The sequence below is a fragment of the Micromonospora sp. NPDC047670 genome, assembly GCF_043204915.1.
Classification (GTDB): Bacteria; Actinomycetota; Actinomycetes; order Mycobacteriales; family Micromonosporaceae; genus Micromonospora.
In genome coordinates this window covers 1-18406 of sequence record NZ_JBIDDA010000020.1, presented here as the reverse complement: position 1 = coordinate 18406, position 18406 = coordinate 1, and the positions used below count along the sequence as shown (strand labels likewise).

The 18406-nt window shown below is 75.0% G+C and carries 14 protein-coding genes; 6 read left to right on the top strand and 8 right to left on the bottom strand.

Annotation, left to right across the window (positions count from 1 at the left end):
* The first annotated feature begins 136 nt into the window (after positions 1-136).
* From ACGF7U_RS29330 to ACGF7U_RS29320, 3 genes are read left to right on the top strand one after another with little or no spacing between them, the layout of a single operon-like run.
* Positions 137-2605 (top strand): nitrate- and nitrite sensing domain-containing protein, encoded by a 2469-nt coding sequence (locus tag ACGF7U_RS29330; protein ID WP_393112166.1) that lies wholly within the window; start codon positions 137-139, stop codon positions 2603-2605.
* The gene (locus tag ACGF7U_RS29325; protein WP_393112164.1) at positions 2602-2994 is read left to right on the top strand and encodes a roadblock/LC7 domain-containing protein; all 393 of its coding nucleotides are present in this window, start codon (positions 2602-2604) and stop codon (positions 2992-2994) included. Before ACGF7U_RS29330 ends, ACGF7U_RS29325 begins: the two co-directional genes overlap by 4 nt.
* On the top strand, positions 2991-3959 hold the full coding sequence (locus ACGF7U_RS29320; RefSeq protein WP_393112162.1) for a TAXI family TRAP transporter solute-binding subunit: 969 nt from the start codon (positions 2991-2993) through the stop codon (positions 3957-3959). The genes ACGF7U_RS29325 and ACGF7U_RS29320 overlap by 4 nt, the downstream gene beginning before the upstream one ends.
* 10 nt (positions 3960-3969) lie before the next feature.
* Here ACGF7U_RS29320 and ACGF7U_RS29315 read toward each other — a convergent pair whose 3' ends face one another.
* From ACGF7U_RS29315 to ACGF7U_RS29305, 3 genes are all read right to left on the bottom strand, one after another.
* Complete coding sequence (locus tag ACGF7U_RS29315; protein ID WP_393112160.1) at positions 3970-4506, bottom strand: hypothetical protein; 537 nt, start codon at positions 4504-4506, stop codon at positions 3970-3972.
* Positions 4507-6399, bottom strand: a complete 1893-nt coding sequence (gene dnaG, locus ACGF7U_RS29310) for a DNA primase (protein WP_393112158.1) — start codon at positions 6397-6399, stop codon at positions 4507-4509.
* Between the two features lie 129 nt (positions 6400-6528).
* Positions 6529-6747 carry a hypothetical protein gene (locus ACGF7U_RS29305; RefSeq protein WP_393112156.1) on the bottom strand — a complete coding sequence of 73 codons (219 nt, stop codon included), beginning with the start codon at positions 6745-6747 and terminating at the stop codon, positions 6529-6531.
* A 91-nt stretch (positions 6748-6838) separates the two neighbouring features.
* Between ACGF7U_RS29305 and ACGF7U_RS29300 the strand changes: the two genes are divergently transcribed.
* Complete coding sequence (locus ACGF7U_RS29300; protein WP_393112154.1) at positions 6839-7507, top strand: SDR family NAD(P)-dependent oxidoreductase; 669 nt, start codon at positions 6839-6841, stop codon at positions 7505-7507.
* A gap of 58 nt (positions 7508-7565) precedes the next feature.
* On the opposite strand, the gene ACGF7U_RS29295 is transcribed toward ACGF7U_RS29300, so the two are convergent.
* From ACGF7U_RS29295 to ACGF7U_RS29280, 4 genes are all read right to left on the bottom strand, one after another.
* Positions 7566-9203: a BCCT family transporter gene (locus tag ACGF7U_RS29295; protein WP_393112308.1), complete on the bottom strand. Its 1638-nt coding sequence runs from the start codon at positions 9201-9203 to the stop codon at positions 7566-7568.
* A 94-nt stretch (positions 9204-9297) separates the two neighbouring features.
* A complete protein-coding gene (locus ACGF7U_RS29290; protein ID WP_393112152.1) occupies positions 9298-10134 on the bottom strand; it encodes a siderophore-interacting protein in 837 nt (278 codons plus the stop codon).
* A 30-nt stretch (positions 10135-10164) separates the two neighbouring features.
* Positions 10165-11448, bottom strand: a complete 1284-nt coding sequence (locus ACGF7U_RS29285) for a deoxyguanosinetriphosphate triphosphohydrolase (RefSeq protein ID WP_393112150.1) — start codon at positions 11446-11448, stop codon at positions 10165-10167.
* On the bottom strand, positions 11438-11791 hold the full coding sequence (locus tag ACGF7U_RS29280; protein ID WP_393112148.1) for a VOC family protein: 354 nt from the start codon (positions 11789-11791) through the stop codon (positions 11438-11440). Before ACGF7U_RS29280 ends, ACGF7U_RS29285 begins: the two co-directional genes overlap by 11 nt.
* 179 nt (positions 11792-11970) lie before the next feature.
* Here ACGF7U_RS29280 and ACGF7U_RS29275 point away from each other — a divergent pair, with 179 nt between their 5' ends.
* Entirely contained in the window at positions 11971-12471 is a 501-nt protein-coding gene (locus ACGF7U_RS29275) for a roadblock/LC7 domain-containing protein (RefSeq protein ID WP_393112146.1), read from the top strand.
* Between the two features lie 108 nt (positions 12472-12579).
* Here ACGF7U_RS29275 and ppdK read toward each other — a convergent pair whose 3' ends face one another.
* Positions 12580-15288 (bottom strand): pyruvate, phosphate dikinase, encoded by a 2709-nt coding sequence (ppdK, locus tag ACGF7U_RS29270; protein WP_393112144.1) that lies wholly within the window; start codon positions 15286-15288, stop codon positions 12580-12582.
* Between the two features lie 316 nt (positions 15289-15604).
* Here ppdK and ACGF7U_RS29265 point away from each other — a divergent pair, with 316 nt between their 5' ends.
* Positions 15605-17419: a beta-N-acetylhexosaminidase gene (locus tag ACGF7U_RS29265; RefSeq protein ID WP_393112142.1), complete on the top strand. Its 1815-nt coding sequence runs from the start codon at positions 15605-15607 to the stop codon at positions 17417-17419.
* The last annotated feature ends 987 nt before the right edge of the window (positions 17420-18406 follow it).

Here is an 18406-nt window from a genome sequence, read left to right as displayed (position 1 = left end):
GACCGGCTGGTGAACTGGCCTGTCGGGCCGGGCGGGTCCGGCGGTGGGGGGGGGGGGGGGGGGGGGGGGGGGGGGGGGGCGGGGCCCCCCCCCCCCCCCCCCCCCACCACTCCCGACCCACCCCCGGAAGGCCCGAGTGTCGCTCCCCGACCCCGCCCAGGTACGCCGGCACCACCGATCCACCGACCGCGCCGACCGGCTCTGGTCGGTACGCACCCAGCTGCTCGCGCCGATCCTGGTGGCCACGGTCGGTCTGGTGGTGCTGGGGGCCACCCAGACCGCGACCGCGCTGGACGCCTCCGCCGACGCGGACCGCGCCCGGGTGCTGGCCGGCACCGCGACGGCGACCGTGCGCCTGGTGCACGAGCTGGAGCGGGAACTCGGTGAGACGGCGGCGCTGCGCCAGCGGGGCGGCTCGACGGGCCGTCCCCTCGTCGACGCGCAGCGTCGACGGGTCGACACCTCCGTCGAGCGCTACCGCAGCGCGAGCCGGGACGCCCGCCGGGCCGCCCCCGACCTCGGCCGGGTGCTCGACGGCGCCGACGCGCAGCTCGGCCAGCTCGCCCCGGCCCGCCAGACCGCGCTCGGCGCCACCACCGCCGACCCCACCTACCTGGCCCTGGTCGAGTCGCTGCTCGCCGTCGCCGACGCGCTGCCGGCCCAGGTCCGCGACCGGGACCTGGCCAACGGGGCGCGGGAGGTGGCGGCGGTGGCCGCCCAGGAACACCTCGCCGCCCTGGAACGCGACCTGCTCCGCACCGTCTTCGTGCGGGGCGCGCTGGTCGACGGGGACCTGGTCCGGCTCGGTGAGCTGCGCGGCGCGCAGGAGCAGCGCCAGGCCGAGTTCTCCCGGATCGCCGGCGGGAGGTCGACGGAGGCGTACACCCGGCTGGTGGCGGGCGCCGACGTCACCGCGGCGCGGCGGATGCGCGACAGCGCGCTCAACGCGGAGACGGAACCGGGCGGGCTGAGGACCGACGGCGACGCCTGGTACGTGGCCCAGAGCGGGGCCATCCGCCGGTACAACCTGCTCGGCCGCGAGCTCTCCGAGGAACTCGACCGCAGGGCCACCGCCCTGGCCCGGGACGCCCGACGGCGGGCCCTGGTCACCGGCGGCGCGACGACGGCCGTCGCGCTGGCCTCGCTGACCGCCGCCACGCTGCTCGCCGTACGCACCAGCCGCCGGCTGCGCCGGCTGCGGGTCGCGGCCCTGACCATGGCACACCGCGAGCTGCCGGAGCGGATCACCGCGATCGCCGCCGGCGACGGTACGCAGACCGAGGGCGCGGCCACCCGGCTGACCGCCGGCATCCGGCAGGGCCGGGACGAGGTGGCCCAGGTCGCCCAGGCATTCGACACGGTGAACCGGGCCGCGCTGCGGCTGGCCGGCGAGCAGGCCGAGCTGCGGATGGACGTGACCCGGATGGTCGAGGCGCTGGCGCGGCGGATCCGCACCCTGATCACCCGGCAGCTGCGCCTGCTCGACGAGTTCGAACGCGAGGAGACCGACCCGGACGCCCTGGCCCGGCTCTTCGCGCTGGACCATCTCGCCGCCCGCATGCGGCGCAACGGGGAGAACCTGCTGGTCCTCGCCGGCGGCGAGCCCGGCCGCACGCACGAGGGCGCGCACCTGCTCGCCGACGTGGTCCGGGCGGCCGCCTCGGAGATCGAGGAGTATCCCCGGGTGGAGGTCGACGTGCCCACCGCCGCGGTGCACGGCGACGCCGTCGGCAACCTGGTCCACCTGCTCGCCGAACTGCTGGAGAACGCCACCGTCTACTCGCCGCCGGACACGCCGGTGCACGTCGACGGCCGGCGTACCGTCGACGGGCTCACGCTGCGCGTACACGACCAGGGCATCGGCATCAGCGACAGCCGGCTCGCCGCGATCAACGAGCGGCTGCGCGTGCCCGCGATGCTCTCCAGCGCGGCGGCCGGCAGCATGGGCCTGCACGTGGTGGCCCACCTGGCGGCCCGGCACGGCGTGCGGGTGCACCTGCGCAACACCGGCGCGGGCACCGTCGCCCAGGTGGACATCCCGGAGTCGGCGCTGACCCGGGTCGAGGCCGTCGCCCCGCGTACCTCCCCGGACCGGGGCACGCCGGCACCCGCCGCCGCCGAAGCCCCCTGGTTCCGGCCGCGGTCCGCCCCGGCCGCGACGCCGCCCGCGCTGGCCGGCGCCCGGCCGGCCGAGTCGGCCGACCCGGCGGCGCTGCCCGACATGGCCAGCATCCACCGCGCGCCGACCGTCGCGCTCCCGGTGCTCGGGAGGCGGCCGGCCGACCCCGCGCGCACGCCACCCCCGCCGTTCGCCGCCCCCGCGCCACCCCCGCCGTTCGCCGCCCCCGCGCCACCTGCGCCGGTTTCCGTGCCCGCGGCGCCCCCGCCGGGTCCGGCGCCGGCCGCCACCACCGAGGCCGGGCTGCCGCGCCGCACCCGGGGCGGCCAACTCCCGGCCCCGCTGCACGACGCCCCCGCGCCGCGCCCGAAGGACGACCTGCTCGACCCCGAGCTGGTGCGGTCCCGGCTGTCCGCGCTCGCCCAGGGCGTCGCCGCGGCGACGCGACGTACCCAGCAGACGACACCCCCCAGGAGAACCCCATGACCCCTTCCGCGCGCACCGGCCTCGACTGGCTGCTGGCCAACTTCGCCGAGCAGGTGCCGGACGTGTCGCACGCCCTCGCCGTGTCCGGCGACGGGCTCCGGCTGGCGGCCTCCCCCGACCTCGCGCCCGACCAGGTGGACCAGCTCGCCGCCGTGATCAGCGGCCTGGCCAGCCTGACCGTCGGCGCCGCGCGGCTGATGTCCGCCGGCCGGGTACGGCAGCAGATCGTCGACATGGACGGCGGGGTGATGCTGGTGATGGCGGTCGGCGAACGCGCGCTCGTCGGGGTGCTGGCCGCGCCCGGCTGCGACCTCGGCCAGATCGGCTACGAGACCGCCATGCTGGTCCAGCGGGTGGCGGAGGCGCTGGAACCGGCGGTCCGGGCGTGACCGGACGGCCCCGACGCCTGCTGGCCGCCCTGCTGGTGGCCCTGCTCGCCACCGGCTGCGGTACGGCCGAGGCCGGTCCGCGGCCCTGGCACGACGGCCGGATCTTCCTCGCCACCGGCAACACCACCGGCGTCTACTACCAGCTGGGCGGCGGCTACGCGGACGTGATCAGCCGCCACCTGCCCGGCTACGAGGCCCGGGCCGAGCCGACCGGGGCGTCGGTGGAGAACATCAACCGGCTGGCCAGCGGCGACATGGAGATCGCGTTCAGCCTCGCGGACACCGCCGCGGACGCCGTGCTGGGGCGCGGGGCCTTCGCCGGCCAGCCCCAGCCGGTCCGGGCGCTGGCCCGGGTCTACAGCAACTACACGCACGTGATCGTCCGCGCCGACGCGCGGATCACCACGCTGGCGGGGCTGCGCGGCAAGCGGGTCTCCACCGGCTCGCCGAAGTCCGGCACGGACATCCTCGCCGGGCGCCTGCTGACCGCGGCCGGCCTCGACCCGGACCGGGACGTCCGCCGGGCCACGCTGTCCCTGCCGGAGACGGTCAAGCGGATGCGGGCCGGCACACTCGACGCGATGTTCTTCGCCGGCGGCCTGCCCACGCCGGGCATCGCCGACCTGCTCTCCGGCGCCCCGGGAAGGTTCGCGCTGCTGCCGATCGCCGACCTGATCGAGCCGCTCGCCGCCCGGCACGGGCCGGTCTACACCACCGCGGAGCTGCCGAGGGAGGCGTACGGCACGACGAGCACCACGCCGACCGTCACGGTGGCGAACGTGATCCTGGTCGGGGCCGACATGCCCGACCAGTTGGCGTACGACCTGACCCGGCTGCTCTTCACCTACCAGGCCGACCTGGTCAGCGTGCACCCGGAGGGCGGCAACTTCACCCGGCAGAGCGCCGCCGGCACCGACCCGATCCCGCTGCACCCCGGCGCGGCCCGGTTCTACCGCAGCGGGTGAGCGGCGCCGGTCAGGCGTCCGCCGGGGCGTTGGCGGCGCGGGCGGCGGCGACCAGGCGGTCGACCTCGGCGAGCATGTCGGGGTCGTCCGCCGGGGTGCCGGGATCGAGGCGCACCGTCCAGGTCAGGCCGTCCACGCCGGGCACCCGCCGGGCGGCGATCCGGCCCGCGCCGCCGGGCACCGGCTGGTGCCGCGTGTACGCCACCGAGCGGGTGACCCGCTCCCGGACCTGGTGCGGCAGCTCCCCCGGGTCGAGCAGCAGGTAGGTCTCGGCCGGGCAGTCCGCCACCACCAGGTAGCCGTCGCGCTCGGCGACCCGCTCCGCCGGCGTGACGGTGAGCTCCCGACCGGACCACACCGCTTTGAGGATGTCGTGCCAGCCCAGCCGGTGCGCCCGGCCGGGCAGCCAGAGCCCGAGATTGCTGGCCACCACCACGCCGTCGCCCTCGCCGTTGCCGGCCGCGGCCCAGGCGAGCACCCGCTCGTCGGGGGCCAGCGGCGGCCGGTCGGCCGGCGGCAGCTTCGGCCTGCGGCGGAACAGTCCCATCTACAGCCCTCCCGCGGCCTGCTCGCGCAACGCCCGGGCGTGCTGCTCCAGCGAGAGCAGCTCACCGAAGGCGGCGAAGTACTCGTCCTTGTTGTTGACCGGGTTGATCCGCTGGATCCGGGACTTCAGGTCCCTGATCCGGCCGGTCACCGAGCCCCACTGCAACCGGGCCATGGTGACCGACACGTAGCGCGGGTCGGGCTCGCCGTCGATGCGCAACGGCTCCACGGCCAGTTCGCCGACGAGCGCCCGGGCGGCGAGGTCCTCGCAGGCGTCGCGGACCGACTCGATCCAGACCGCGCCGCCGGTCGCCGTGGCGGCCCCGCCGACCGCCGCGACGGCCGCCCGCACCGCCACGTGCACGGGGTGGCGGTACTCGGACGCCTCGACGGCGTCGAACATCGGCCCGGCCAGCACCGGCTCCTGGAGGGCGAGCTTCAGCGCCTCCCGCTCGACCATCGACTGCGGGTTGTCGACGACCGGCTCGGCCGGTGCGGGCCGGGACGGCGGCGGGGCGTCCCGGCCGGTCGGGGCGGAGGCGGCGGCCAGCACGGCCCGCTGCACCGGCTCGATCTCCATGCCGAGGTCGCCGGCGAGCTTGCGGACGTACTCCGGGCGCTTCTCCCGGTCCTTGATCTTGGCAACCAGCGGCGCGGCCCGGCGCATCGCCTCCACCCGGCCGTCGACGGTGTCGAGGTCGTAGCGGTTGATGACGTGGCGCAGCGCGAAGTCGACCAGCGGCTCGCGGCGGGCGACCAGGTCGCGGACCGCCATGTCGCCCTTGGCCAGGCGCAGGTCGCACGGGTCCATGTTGTCGGGGCTGACCGCGATGAAGGTGCGCCCGACGAAGCGCTGGTCGTCCTCGAAGGCGCGCAGCGCGGCCTTCTGGCCGGCGGCGTCGCCGTCGAAGGTGAAGATGATCTCGCCGGCCACGGCGTCGGTGTCGAGCAGCAGCCGGCGCAGCACCCCGATGTGGTCGGCGCCGAACGCGGTGCCGCAGGTCGCCACGGCGGTCGGCACCCCGGCCAGGTGGCACGCCATCACGTCGGTGTAGCCCTCGACCACGACCACCTTGCCCTGCTTGGCGATCTCCCGCTTGGCCTGGTCGATGCCGTAGAGGACGTGCGACTTCTTGTAGATCGGCGTCTCGGGGGTGTTGAGGTACTTCGGGCCGTCGTCGTCCTCGAAGAGCTTCCGCGCGCCGAAGCCGATGACGTCGCCGGTGAGGTCGCGGATCGGCCACATCAGCCGGCGGCGGAACCGGTCGATGAGCGTGCCGGAGCGCGACGGCCGGGACAGCCCGGCGGTGACCAGCTCGTCGTGGGTGAAGCCCTGCTGGCGCAGGTGCTTGGTGAGCAGGTCCCAGGCGTCCGGGGCGAACCCGCAGCCGTAGCGCTCGGCGGCGGCCCGGTCGAAGCCGCGGCGGGCCAGGAACTCCCGGGCCGGGCGCGCGCCGGCGGTGGTGAGCTGCGCGCGGTAGAAGTCGACGGCGGCGGCGTGCGCGGCGACGAGGCGCTGCCGCTGCCCCTGCTGCGGGCGGGGCCGGGGCGCGGCGGAGTCGCCCTCGACGTAGCGCAGCTGGATGCCGGCCCGGGCGGCGAGCCGCTCGACCGACTCGACGAAGCTCAGGTGCTCGGCGTCCATCAGGAACTTGATCGCGTCGCCGCCGGCACCGCAGCCGAAGCAGTACCAGACGTTGCGGGCGGGCGAGACGTTGAACGACGGGCTCTTCTCGTCGTGGAACGGGCACAGGCCCTTGAGGTTGCCGCCGCCGGCCGACTTGAGGGTCACCGTCTCGGAGATGACGTCCGCGATCGAGGTGCGCTCCCGGACCAGCGCGATGTCCTCGTCCTGGATCCGCCCAGCCATGTCCGCCACCCCCTCGTCGTACATCCTGCCCTGCCCGGCCCGCGGCGCGACGCCGGGGGAGGTCGTGCGCTCCGCCGGATCCGGCGGCCACGCCGCCTGACGGCCCGGCGGACCGGACGCGTCCGGCCGGTCGGGCCGCCGCCGCTCCCGGAGCTACGCCCCGGCCGGCTGCTCCCGGCCGGCGGTCCCGCGCCGGTCGCCCCGCCCCGGCATGGCGGCGAGCAGGGTGTCGAGCGCCTGTCGCTCGGTGCCGAGCCGGGCGATCGCCTCCGCGATGCGGGCCCGCTCCCGCTCCAGGTGCTCGACCATGCCCGGGCACGCCGACGGGGTCGGGCGCCCACCCTCGTCGCGGGTCGGCGCCCCGATCCGCATGTGAGCTGCCCCATTCCCCCGTTGACCTTCACACCGATGTGAAAGCTTAGCTTTCCTCCCGTCGATGGCCGCCGGGACGAAGGAGCAGAGGATGTCAGGCGCATTGATCATCGGGGCGGGACCGGGCATCGGACGGGCGGTCGCGCTGCGGTTCGCCCGCGAGGGCCTACCGGTCGCGGTCGTCGCCCGGAACGGGGCGACGGTGCGGGCCACGGCCGAGGCCGTCGCCGCGCTCGGCGTACGGGCCGTGCCGTTGACCGCCGACAGCGCGGACGAGACGGCGCTCCGGGCGGCTCTGGACGCGGCGGCCGACGAACTGGGCCCGCCGGACGTCGTGGTGTACAACGCCGCGATCATCCAGGCGGACTCGCTCGGCGAGCTGTCCGTCAGCGCCCACCAGGCCGCCTGGGCGGTCAACGTGGTGGGGGCGCTCACCACGGCCGCACACGTCCTGCCCGGCATGGCCCGGCGCGGCGGCGGCTCGTTCATCGTCACCGGCGGGATGCCCGAGCCGAAGCCGCAGTACGTGTCCCTCTCGCTCGGCAAGGCCGGCGTGCGGACGCTCGTGGCGCTGCTCGACCAGGAGTACGGACCGTCCGGGGTCCACGTGGCCACGGTCACCGTCGACGGTGCCGTCGCCCCGGACACGGCGTTCGACCCGGACGACATCGCGGAGCACTACTGGCGCCTGCACACCCAGCCCCGGCAGCGTTGGGAGCGGGAGGTCGTGCACGACGGGGAGACCACCGCCGACCGGTGAGCCGGGTGCGGTGGGTGCTCGACGCCGACGTGCGCGGCGACGGTCTCCGGCGCGCGGGTCACCGGGGGCGGCGCCGCAGGTAGCGCCGCACCGCCGGCGGGTCCTCCTCGTCGTACGACCGGGCGGCGCGGATCGCGGCCGCCAGACCGGAGCGGCGCACCCGGGGCGGCGGGTTGACCGCCGGGTCCCGGGCCATCTCCCGGACCAGGGCGACGGCCAGGCCGAGCATGACCACCACGAACGGCAGGGCGACCAGGATCGTCGCCTGTTGCAGCGCGTCCAGCCCGCCGACCAGCAGCAGCACCGCGGCCACCGCGCCGATCAGCACCCCCCAGACCACCACCAGCGCGCGGTGCGGGCGCAGCGCCCCCCGGGAGGTGAGCGAGCCGAGCACCAGGGCGGCGGAGTCGGCGCCGGTGACGAAGAAGAGCGCGACCAGCACCATCGCCAGCAGGGTGGTCAGGCCCGCCAGGGGCAGCGCCGCCAGCAGGCCGAAGAGCGCCCGTTCGGTGCCCGCGCCGACGTCGGCGACCAGGTCCCGGGCGCCGGTGGCCTGCACCCGCAGGGCGCTGCCGCCCAGCACCGCGAACCAGACCACGCTGGCCCCGCTGGGCACCAGCAGCACCCCGGCGACGAACTGCCGGACCGTGCGGCCCCGGGAGATGCGGGCGATGAAGATGCCGACGAACGGGGCCCAGGAGATCCACCACGCCCAGTAGAAGATCGTCCAGGAGCCCAGCCAGTCCGGGTCGGAGAAGGCGCCGGTACGGGTGGACATGGTGACCAGGTTGCTCAGGTAGTCGCCGACCGACGCGGGCAGCACCTCCAGCGTGTAGATCGTCGGACCGGCCACGAACACGAAGAGCATCAGCGCGACGGCGAGCAGCACGTTGGTCGTGGAGAGCCACTTGATGCCCCGGTGCAGGCCGGAGAACGCGGAGACGACGAAGGCCAGGGTGAGCGCGCCGATCACCACCAGTTCGACCGCGACGGTGTCCGGTACGGGGGTGAGCAGGTCCAGCCCGGCGGCGACCTGGAGGGCGCCGAGGCCGAGGCTGGTGGCCGAGCCGAAGACGGTGGCGAAGACGGCCAGCAGGTCGATCGCCCGGCCGACCGGGCCGTCCACCCGCGCGCCGAGCAGCGGTTGGAACGCCGCCGAGATCCGGTTCTCCCGCCCCTTGCGGAACGTCGAGTACGCCAGCGCGAGCGCCACCACCGCGTAGATCGCCCACGGGTGCAGCGTCCAGTGGAAGAGCGTGTACTGCATCGCCGCCGACGCGGCCGCCCCGGTGTTCGGCGCGACGCCGGTGGCCGGCGGCGGGGCGGCGTAGTGCTCGACCGGCTCGGCGACGGCGTAGAAGACCAGGCCGATCCCCATGCCGGTGCTGAACATCATCGACACCCAGGCCAGCGTGCTGAACTCCGGTTCGTCGTCGTCGGCGCCGAGCCGGATCCGGCCGAACTTCGTCGCGGCGATGACCACCGAGAGCACCAGGAAGGCGTCGGCGGCCACGACGAAGAACCACCCGAAGGTGTCGATCACCCAGGCCAGGCCGGACTCGCCGAAGCCGGCCAGGGAACCCCGGGCCAGCACGCCCCACGCCACCACGGCCAGGACGCCGCCGACGCTGAGCGCCAGCACCACCCGGTCGACCCGGCCGACGGCCGGCGTCCGGCCGCGTACCCGCTCGCTCATGCTCACCCCCCGCCCATCCTGCTGGGCACGGGGGCGACGCACGGCGGTTATCGGGGAACGCCGGCCCCGGGCTCCGGGAGGGCCGGGGTGCGGGTCAGGCGGGGACGGCGGCGGACTCCTCGGCCTCGACCTGGCGGTTCCACTCCGGCTTGGTGGCGCGCCAGCCCTCGTCGTCCATGCCCCGGCGCCAGTAACCCGAGATGGAGAGCCGGTCGCGGGGGACCCCGCGCTCGACGCGGAGCAGGTGGCGCAGCTCCTTGACGAAGGTCGCCTCGCCGTGCACGAAGGCGTGCACGTCGCCGGGCGGGAACTCCAGGTCGCGGACCGCCGCGACCAGGGCCTCCCCGACCGGACGGCCGCCCCGGTGCAGCCAGGTCAGGCGCACCGCGCCCGGGCTGGCCAGCCGCTGTTCCTCCGCCGGGTCGGCGACCTCGACGAACGCGACGGCCGGGGCGCCGGCCGGCAGCCGCTCCAGGGCGGCGGCGATCGCCGGCAGGGCGCTCTCGTCGCCGACCAGCAGGTGCCAGTCGGCGTCCGGGCTCGGGGCGTACGCGCCGCCCGGGCCGACGAAGCGCACGGGGTCGCCGGGGCGCAGCGCGGCCGCCCACGGCCCGGCGAGCCCCTCGTCGCCGTGGTGCACGACGTCGACGGTCAGCTCCCCGGCCAGCGGGTTCCAGGCCCGCACCGTGTACGCCCGCAGCCGGGGCCACTGCTCGCAGGGCAGGTCACGACGGATCGCGGCGAGGTCCATCGGGTCCGGGTAGTCGACGCCCGGCACCGGAAAGACGATCTTGATGTAGTGGTCGGTGAACTCGCCCACCGGCAGGCCGGTCAGCTCCTCGCCGCCGAGCACGAGCCGGACCAGGTGCGGGGTGGGCCGCCCGGTGCGCAGTACCCGGGCGGACGTGACCTTCTTCGGGCGCTCCGTCATGCTGGTTAGGCTAACCTAAGTTTGTTCGGGTCACCCATTCGCACCCCCTGGGCCGGCCCGGTGCGGCCGGCGCACCAGCCGCTCGTGCCAGGCCACGGCCGCCGGGTCGGTCAGCGACGCGACCTGGTCGATCACGACCCGGAGCCGGGCGGCGTCGTCCGGCGCGGCCCGCCAGAGCGGGGCGAAGACCGGGTCCAGCCCGTCCGGTGCCCGGTCGGCCAGGGCGTGCACCAGGTCGGCCAGCACCTCCCGCTGCCGTCGGTAGCGGGCCTCCGCGCCGGGCCGGCGCATGACGTACCGCAGCGCGATGCCCTTGAGCAGCGCGCACCGCGCCCGGGTCCGCCGCGGCACCACGAGGTCGGCGGCGTACCGGCGGTGCGGGCCGGGGCCGTACCGCTGCTGGGTGGCCGCCACCACGGTCGAGACGAACCGGCCGGTCAGCACGCTGGCGGTCGCCTTCAGGGCGGCCTGCGCGCGGTGGCTGCCGTCGTAGCCGGCCAGCGGGGCGAGTTCCGGGTCGTCGAGCAGTTCCCGCAGCACCTCGTCGAGGTCGGCCGGGGACTCGCCGGAATAGGTGGCCGCGACGTCGGCGCAGAGCGCGCCCCGCTCGTCGGGATCGTCCAACAGCGGGCGCAGCGTGACGTACCCGCCGTGGATGCCGTCCTCGACGTCGTGCACCGAGTACGCGACGTCGTCGGCCCAGTCCATCACCTGTGCCTCCAGGCAGCGCCGGTCGTCGCCCGGCCCGCCGGCGCGCAGCCAGGCGAACACCGGCAGGTCGTCGGCGTACACCCCGAACTTGCGCTGGTCCGGGCGGCGCGGCCACGGGTACTTCGCGACCGCGTCGAGCGAGGCGCGGGTGAGGTTGAGGCCGGCGGACGTGCCGTCCGGGGCGATCACCTTGGCCTCCAGCCGGGTCAGCACCCGCAGCGTCTGGGCGTTGCCCTCGAAGCCGCCGCAGCCGGCGGCCAGCTCGTCCAGCGCGTCCTCGCCGTTGTGCCCGAACGGCGGGTGCCCCAGGTCGTGGGCGAGCCCGGCGGTGTCCACCACGTCCGGGTCGCAGCCCAGCCGGGCGCCCATCTCCCGGGCGATCTGCGCGACCTCCAGCGAGTGGGTCAGCCGGGTCCGCAGGAAGTCGTCCGTGCCGGCCGTGTGTACCTGGGTCTTCGCGGCGAGCCGCCGGAACGCCGCCGAGTGCAGCACCCGGGCCCGGTCCCGCTCGTACGCCGACCGCCCGTACCCGGTGTCCTTCGGCGGCTCGCCGACCCGGCGGGCGGCGTCCGGGTCGTCCGGCCCGGCACGCTCAGTTCCCACGCTGCCGCAGCACGCAGAACTCGTTGCCCTCCGGGTCGGCGAGCACGGTCCACCCGACATCGCCCTGCCCGATGTCGACGTGCCGGGCGCCCATGTCGACCAACCGCTCGACCTCGGCCTCCTGGTCGTCGGGGCGCAGGTCGATGTGCAGCCGGTTCCTGGTCTCCTTGTCGTCGGCCGCCGGCACGAAGACGATGCCGGGCAGCCGGTCGGGGGACCGGCGGATCTCCACCTCGTCCGGCTTCTCGGCGACCACCTGGTAGCCGAGCGCCTCGGCCCACCAGCGGGCGAGCCGGGCCGGGTCCCGGGCGTCGACGGTCAGGCTCTCCCAGGCGCTGCTCATGCCGATCAGGTTACGCCCGGGTGGCCCGGACGGCTCGTCGCCGGCGCGCGTCGGACGGGCCCGCAACCTCCGTTCAGGCGAGAGTTGTCGGCCGATCGCCGAGGGTTACGGGATCGCGGTCCGGCATGGCCGCCGGTAGCGTTCCCGGCGCGGAACGTGACCATACCGAGGGCTCGACGGTGGGAGAGACACCCGTGGACGCGGACACGATGATGGGAACGGAGTTGCGGGGGCTGCGCCGACGCCGCCCCGAGGTGGCGGGCACGGTGCTGGCCGGCACCGACGGCCTGCTGATCTCCAGCGACCTGCCGGAGACGGACGCCACCCACCTGGCGGCGCTCGCGGCGGCGAGCTTCGGCCTCGGCCACCGGGTGGCCGACACCGTGCGGCACGGTGAGTTCCGTGAGTCGGTGCTCCGCACCACGGCCGGGGCCGTGGTGACCTATCCGGCCGGGCGCAACGCCCTGCTGACGTTGGTCGCCGACGACGCCGCCGACCTGGAGGCGCTGCACGCCGACGCCCGGGCGGTGGCCCGGCGCGCCGGCTCGGTGCTGGACACCCGCCGGCCGGTCGAGGTGACGCCGGCGTCCGAGTCGCACGCCCCGCTCGCGGCCCGCCCGCCGGGAAGCGCCCTGCCCCGGCGCGCCACCCACCACACCTGGCGCCGCCCGCCGCTCTGAGCGTCGCCGGCAGGAGACGACGCGGTCGCGCCGGCACGGGTCGTCGCACGACGGCGGCGGCGGACCCGGTCCCCGGGTCCGCCGCCGCCCTGCCGAGCCTCCGTTGCGTCAGCGACTGTCGGAGCCGTCCGTCTCCACCACGGCGCGGCCGGCCTCCAGCCGGGCGACGGGCACCCGGAAGGGCGAGCAGGACACGTAGTCCAGGCCCACCTCGTGGAAGAAGTGCACCGAGTCCGGGTCGCCGCCGTGCTCGCCGCAGACGCCGAGCTTCAGCTCCGGCCGGGCCGCCCGGCCCTCCTCCGCGGCGATCCGGACCAGCCGGCCCACGCCGTCCCGGTCGATCGACTCGAACGGGGAGATGCCGAAGATGCCCAGCTCCAGGTAGCGCCAGAAGAACGCGCCCTCGACGTCGTCGCGGGAGAAGCCCCAGCCCATCTGCGTCAGGTCGTTGGTGCCGAAGGAGAAGAACTGTGCCGCCTCGGCGATCTGGCCGGCGGTCAGCGCCGCCCGGGGCACCTCGATCATCGTGCCGATCAGCACCTCGACCGGCTGCTCCCGGGTCACCTCGGCGATGATCCGCTCCGCCTCGGCGCGGACCGTCTCCAGCTCCTGCACCGCCCCGACCAGCGGCACCATGATCTCCGGACGCGGCGTGAGGCCGTCCCTGGCGCACTCGACCGCGGCTTCGACGATCGCCCGGACCTGCATCGCGAACAGGCCGGGGATGACCAGGCCGAGGCGTACGCCGCGCAGGCCCAGCATCGGGTTCTGCTCGTGCATCCGGCGGACGGCGGCGAGCAGCGCCTCCTCCTGGGCCACGTCCTCGCCGCGCTCCTGCGCGACCGCCACGTTGACCGCGAGCTGCTCCAGCGGGGGCAGGAACTCGTGCAGCGGCGGGTCGATCAGCCGGACGGTGACCGGCAGCCCGTCCATCTCCCGGAAGATCTCCATGAAGTCGGCCCGCTGCAACGGCAGCAGCGCGGCCAGCGCGGCCTGCCGCTCGGCGTCGTCGCGGGCCAGGATCAGCTTTTCGACCAGCTCGCGCCGGTCGCCGAGGAACATGTGCTCGGTGCGGCAGAGCCCGATGCCCTCCGCGCCGAAGCGGCGGGCCCGGGCGGCGTCCGCGCCGGTGTCGGCGTTCGTCCGCACGGCCAGCCGCCGCTTGCCGTCGGCGTGCGTCATGATCCGGTGTACGGCCCGGACCAGCGCGTTGTCGATGTGCTCCGGGTCGAGGCTGCCCTCGAAGTACTGCACCATCTCGGAGGGCATGACCGGCACCTCGCCGAGGTAGACCTTGCCGGTGGTGCCGTCGATGCTGACGATGTCGCCCTCGGTGACCGTCTGCCCGGCGACCGTGAACCTGCGCTGCGGGATGTCGATGTCCAGCTCGTCCGCGCCGGAGACGCAGGTCTTGCCCATCCCCCGGGCCACCACGGCGGCGTGGCTGGTCTTGCCGCCGCGGGAGGTGAGGATGCCCTTGGCGGCGATCATGCCGTTCAGGTCGTCCGGGTTGGTCTCCCGGCGGACCAGGATCACGTCCTCTCCCTCGGCGGCCAGCTCGACCGCGCGGGCGGAGGTGAAGACCACCCTGCCCACCGCCGCGCCCGGGGACGCGCCGATGCCCTTGGCGACCGGCTGGAACTCGTGGTCGAGCTGGAAGCGCGGGAACATCAGCTGGGCGAGCTGCGCGCCGTTGACCCGGTGCAGCGCCTCGTCGAGGTCGATCAGGCCCTCGTCGACGAGCTGGCCGGCGATGACGAACGCCGCCGCGGCGGTGCGCTTGCCGACCCGCGTCTGGAGCATCCAGAGCTTGCCGCGCTCGATGGTGAACTCGATGTCGCAGAGGTCCTTGTAGTGGCCCTCCAGCCGGGCCATGTACGTGAGCAGCTCGTCGTACGACTTCTTGTCCAGCCGCTCCAACTCCTGCAACGGCACGGTGTTGCGGATGCCGGCGACGACGTCCTCGCCCTGGGCGTTGGCCAGGTAGTCGCCGTAGATGCCCTGCGCGCCGCTGGCGGGGTCGCGGGTGAACGCGACGCCGGTGCCGGAGTCCGGGCCCAGGTTGCCGAAGACCATCGACACCACGTTGACCGCGGTGCCGAGGTCGGCCGGGATCCGCTCCTGGCGCCGGTAGAGCACCGCGCGCTCGGCGTTCCACGACTCGAAGACCGCGCGGATGGCCAGGTCGAGCTGCTCCCGCGGCTCCTGCGGGAACTCCCGGCCGGTGTGCTTGAGGAAGATCTTCTTGTACGAGTCGACCAGCCCGCGCAGGTCGTCCGCGTCGAGGTCGAGGTCGTTGGCGGTGCCCTTGGCGCGTTTGGCCTCGTCGAGCGCGTGCTCGAACTCCTCGCCCGGCACCTCGCAGACGGTCTTGCCGAACATCTGGATCAGCCGGCGGTACGAGTCCCAGGCGAACCTGTCGTTGCCGCCCGCCTGTGCGCTCAGGCCGACCACGCTGCGGTCGTTGAGGCCGACGTTGAGGACGGTCTCCATCATGCCGGGCATGGAGAACTTGGCCCCGGACCGGACGGAGACGAGCAGCGGGTCCTGCGGGTCGCCGAGGCGCCTGCCCATCGCCCGCTCGAGCGAGGCGAGGTGGGCGGCGATCTGGTCGGCGAGCCCGTCGGGCTCCTCGCCGGTGGCCAGGTACGCCTTGCAGGCCTCGGTGGTGATGGTGAAGCCCGGGGGGACCGGCAGGCCGAGGTTGGTCATCTCGGCCAGGTTGGCCCCCTTGCCGCCGAGCAGGTCCTTCAGGTCCTTGTTGCCCTCGGCGAAGTCGTAGACGTACTTGTGTTCCACCGTCTCTTGTGCTGCCACCAGAAGCCTCCCACGCGCGCCGTTCCGACACTTAACGAAGGTTCAGTTGCTCCCATACCCCGGGACGGACCACCGGTAATCCCGATGCCGTGCCGGCTGGTGGGCGAAGGCTAAGCGAACATCGCGTGGCCTGGGACCGTTCGGTGACAATAGGCACAGCTATCACGACTATCCGCGTTCGTACCGGTTGTTGGGAACGCTTCCACGCGCACGATCACGCAATTCCGGCCCTCTCTCGTACTCTTGACGTCACGTGTTTCGGTGAACCTCACCTTTGCCATAACAGCCGCAAATACACCCCCTCGGAGTCGTCGCCGTGCCAACCGTTCCCACCGCCGTCCCGGAGCCCCTCGATCCGTCCGCCACCGGGCCGGACGACCGGGCGGCCGGGCAGGCCGACCTGCCGGTCCACGCGCCCGTCGCCGCCGAGCTGGCCCGCGCGGCGGCCCGGACGGCCGACAGCCTGCTCGCCCCGCCGGCCCCGATCCGGCTCGGCGACGTGGTACCCGCCCCGGAACTGGTCGCGCCGGACCCGACCGCCGACTTCGTCCTCACCGCCGAGGCGGTGATCCGGGTGAGCGCCGGCGACGCCGTCCGAGCCGTCGGCGAGCAGCTCGCCGCCCTGCTCCGGCCCGCCACCGGCTACCCGCTGCCGGTCGCCGACGCCACCCGGCCCGAGCCCGCCGGCGGCATCGCGCTGGCGCTGGTCGACTCCGGCGACCTCGGCGCGGAGGGCTACCGGCTCGACGTGACACCCGACGGGGTGCGCATCCAGGCGGCCACGCCCGCCGGTCTCTTCTTCGGCGTGCAGACGCTGCGGCAGCTCCTGCCGGCGGCGATCGAGAGCCCGTCGCCGGTCGCCGAGCGCTGGGCGCTGCCCGGCGGCTCGATCACCGACCGCCCCCGGTTCGCCTACCGGGGGGCGATGCTCGACGTGGCCCGGCACTTCTTCGGCGTGCCCGACGTGCTGCGGGTGATCGACCACCTGGCCCGCTACAAGCTCAACCACCTGCACCTGCACCTCACCGACGACCAGGGCTGGCGGATCGCGGTCGATTCCTGGCCCCGGCTGGCCACGGTCGGCGGGGCGGGCGAGGTGGGCGACGGCCCCGGCGGGCACTACACGCGCGACGACTACCGGCGGATCGTGGCCTACGCGGCGCGGCGGCACATCACCGTGGTGCCGGAGATCGACCTGCCGGGGCACACCCACGCGGCGCTGACCGCGTACGGGGAACTCGCGCCGGACCGCATCGCGCCGCGGCCGTACACCGGCACCGAGGTCGGCTTCAGCTACGTCGACCCGGCCAGCGAGCGGACGTACGAGTTCGTCGCCGACGTGCTCGGCGAGATCGCCGCGCTCACGCCCGGGCCCTGGCTGCACATCGGGGGCGACGAGGCGTTCAAGGTGCTCCCCGACGCGTACGCCGCCTTCGTCGAGCGCGCCCAGCGGATCGTCGCCGGCACCGGCAAGACGGTGGTCGGTTGGCACCAGATCGCGCCCGCCGGGCACGCCGAGGGGCGGGTGCTCCAGTGGTGGGGGACGACGGGCGAGGACCCGGTCACCGCGGACGCCGTCCGCCGGGGCGCGCGGCTGATCCTCTCCCCCGGCAACCACGCCTACCTCGACATGAAGTACACCCCCGACACCCCCATCGGGCACGACTGGGCGGGCCTGATCGACGTCCGCCGGGCGTACGACTGGGATCCCGCCACCCACGTGGCCGACGTCCCGGCCGACGCGGTGCTCGGCGTGGAGGCGCCGCTGTGGACCGAGTCGGTCACCTCCCTGACCGAGGTCGAGTTCATGCTCTTCCCCCGCCTGTCCGCGATCGCCGAGCTGGGCTGGTCGCCCCGTACGGCACACGACTGGGCCGGGTTCCGCGACCGGCTGGCCGGGCACGGCCCACGCTGGGCCACCGCCGGCATCGCCTTCCACCGCTCGCCGGAGGTCCCGTGGCCCACGGAGCCACCGGCTTCCGCCACCCCGGAGGCGGCGATCCCCACGGAGCCCTCAGCTCCCGCCACGCCGGCAGCCGCGATCCCCACCCAGCCGGATCCACCGGTCCTCGCAGCGATCTCCCACCAGCCCGGCTTCGAGGAGGCCTCCGCGCCCGCCCCGCCCGCCTGACGTCCGCACCCTCGTCGCGCCCTGTCGGGCTGATGTCGTAAACGATTCAGGGATGCCCCGTCGTCCGCCCCGAGTCGGGCTCCAGGCCACGCACCTGCACCGCGACATCCCGCTGCCCACCGAGCGCGGCCAGCGGGAGGGGCCCGGCAGGCGGGACGGAGCGGCATGCCACGGACCTTGCGAAGCCCTCAGCCGCACGGGTGCGCCGCTGGTCGGCTCGTGCCGGCCAAGAAGCGGACGCCCGGCCGCCGACGGCCTACTCGTATCGACCAGAACCGGACGCCCCGGCCGCCCGACGGTCCGCTCGTACCGGCCGGAACCGGACGCCCCGGCCGCCCGACGGTCCGCTCGTACCGGCCGGAACCGGACGCCCCGGCCGCTCGGGCCGACCGGTGCGGCGGACCCAGGAGGCGGCCGCTGGGCCGCTCGGGCCGACCGGTGCGGCGGACCCGGGAGGCGCCGGCGGGCCCGGCCCCCGCCGGCAGGGCTGGTGAGTCGTTTACGACATCAGCTCGACAGGGCGCTCGCCGCATCATGCTCGCCCCAAAGCTCCGACGGCGCCACCCCGCACGGCTCGACACATTTGTCGGGTTCGCGGTGTCTGATTGACCGCCGGGTGTCACCTGACGTCCGGTTGCGTCCCGTGGTCGGCGCCACCCGGCCGGCGGAATCGTGGACGGGCCCAGGTCGTTGAACATGGCATACCCACGGCGCTCCCTCGCGCCGCGGTGCCCGATCGGCTGGCGGAATGCGCGGCCGGGTCGGGTCGTTGAGACACCCCGGACGCCCGAGCAGGCCCCGCCGCCGGAGCGATCCGTTCTGACTTCCCCTTTCGCGGCACGTCGCTCCCCCGCACGTGTCCGCGCACCCCCGAACGAAAGGTGCACCCCAACATGCGTACCAACCTGATCCGCAACGCCGCCCTGACCGCTGCCGGCCTCGCCTTCACCGGCGGCGCCATCGCCGGCCCCGTCACCGCCGCCCACG

Bases quoted from the DNA above. Each gene is read 5' to 3' on its own strand.
- ACGF7U_RS29325 (WP_393112164.1), top strand. From the start codon at position 2,602: ATGACCCCTTCCGCGCGCACCGGCCTCGACTGGCTGCTGGCCAACTTC.
- ACGF7U_RS29315 (WP_393112160.1), bottom strand. From the start codon at position 4,506: ATGGGACTGTTCCGCCGCAGGCCGAAGCTGCCGCCGGCCGACCGGCCG.
- dnaG (WP_393112158.1), bottom strand. From the start codon at position 6,399: ATGTACGACGAGGGGGTGGCGGACATGGCTGGGCGGATCCAGGACGAG.
- ACGF7U_RS29305 (WP_393112156.1), bottom strand. From the start codon at position 6,747: ATGCGGATCGGGGCGCCGACCCGCGACGAGGGTGGGCGCCCGACCCCG.
- ACGF7U_RS29300 (WP_393112154.1), top strand. From the start codon at position 6,839: ATGTCAGGCGCATTGATCATCGGGGCGGGACCGGGCATCGGACGGGCG.
- ACGF7U_RS29295 (WP_393112308.1), bottom strand. From the start codon at position 9,203: ATGAGCGAGCGGGTACGCGGCCGGACGCCGGCCGTCGGCCGGGTCGAC.
- ACGF7U_RS29290 (WP_393112152.1), bottom strand. From the start codon at position 10,134: ATGACGGAGCGCCCGAAGAAGGTCACGTCCGCCCGGGTACTGCGCACC.
- ACGF7U_RS29280 (WP_393112148.1), bottom strand. From the start codon at position 11,791: ATGAGCAGCGCCTGGGAGAGCCTGACCGTCGACGCCCGGGACCCGGCC.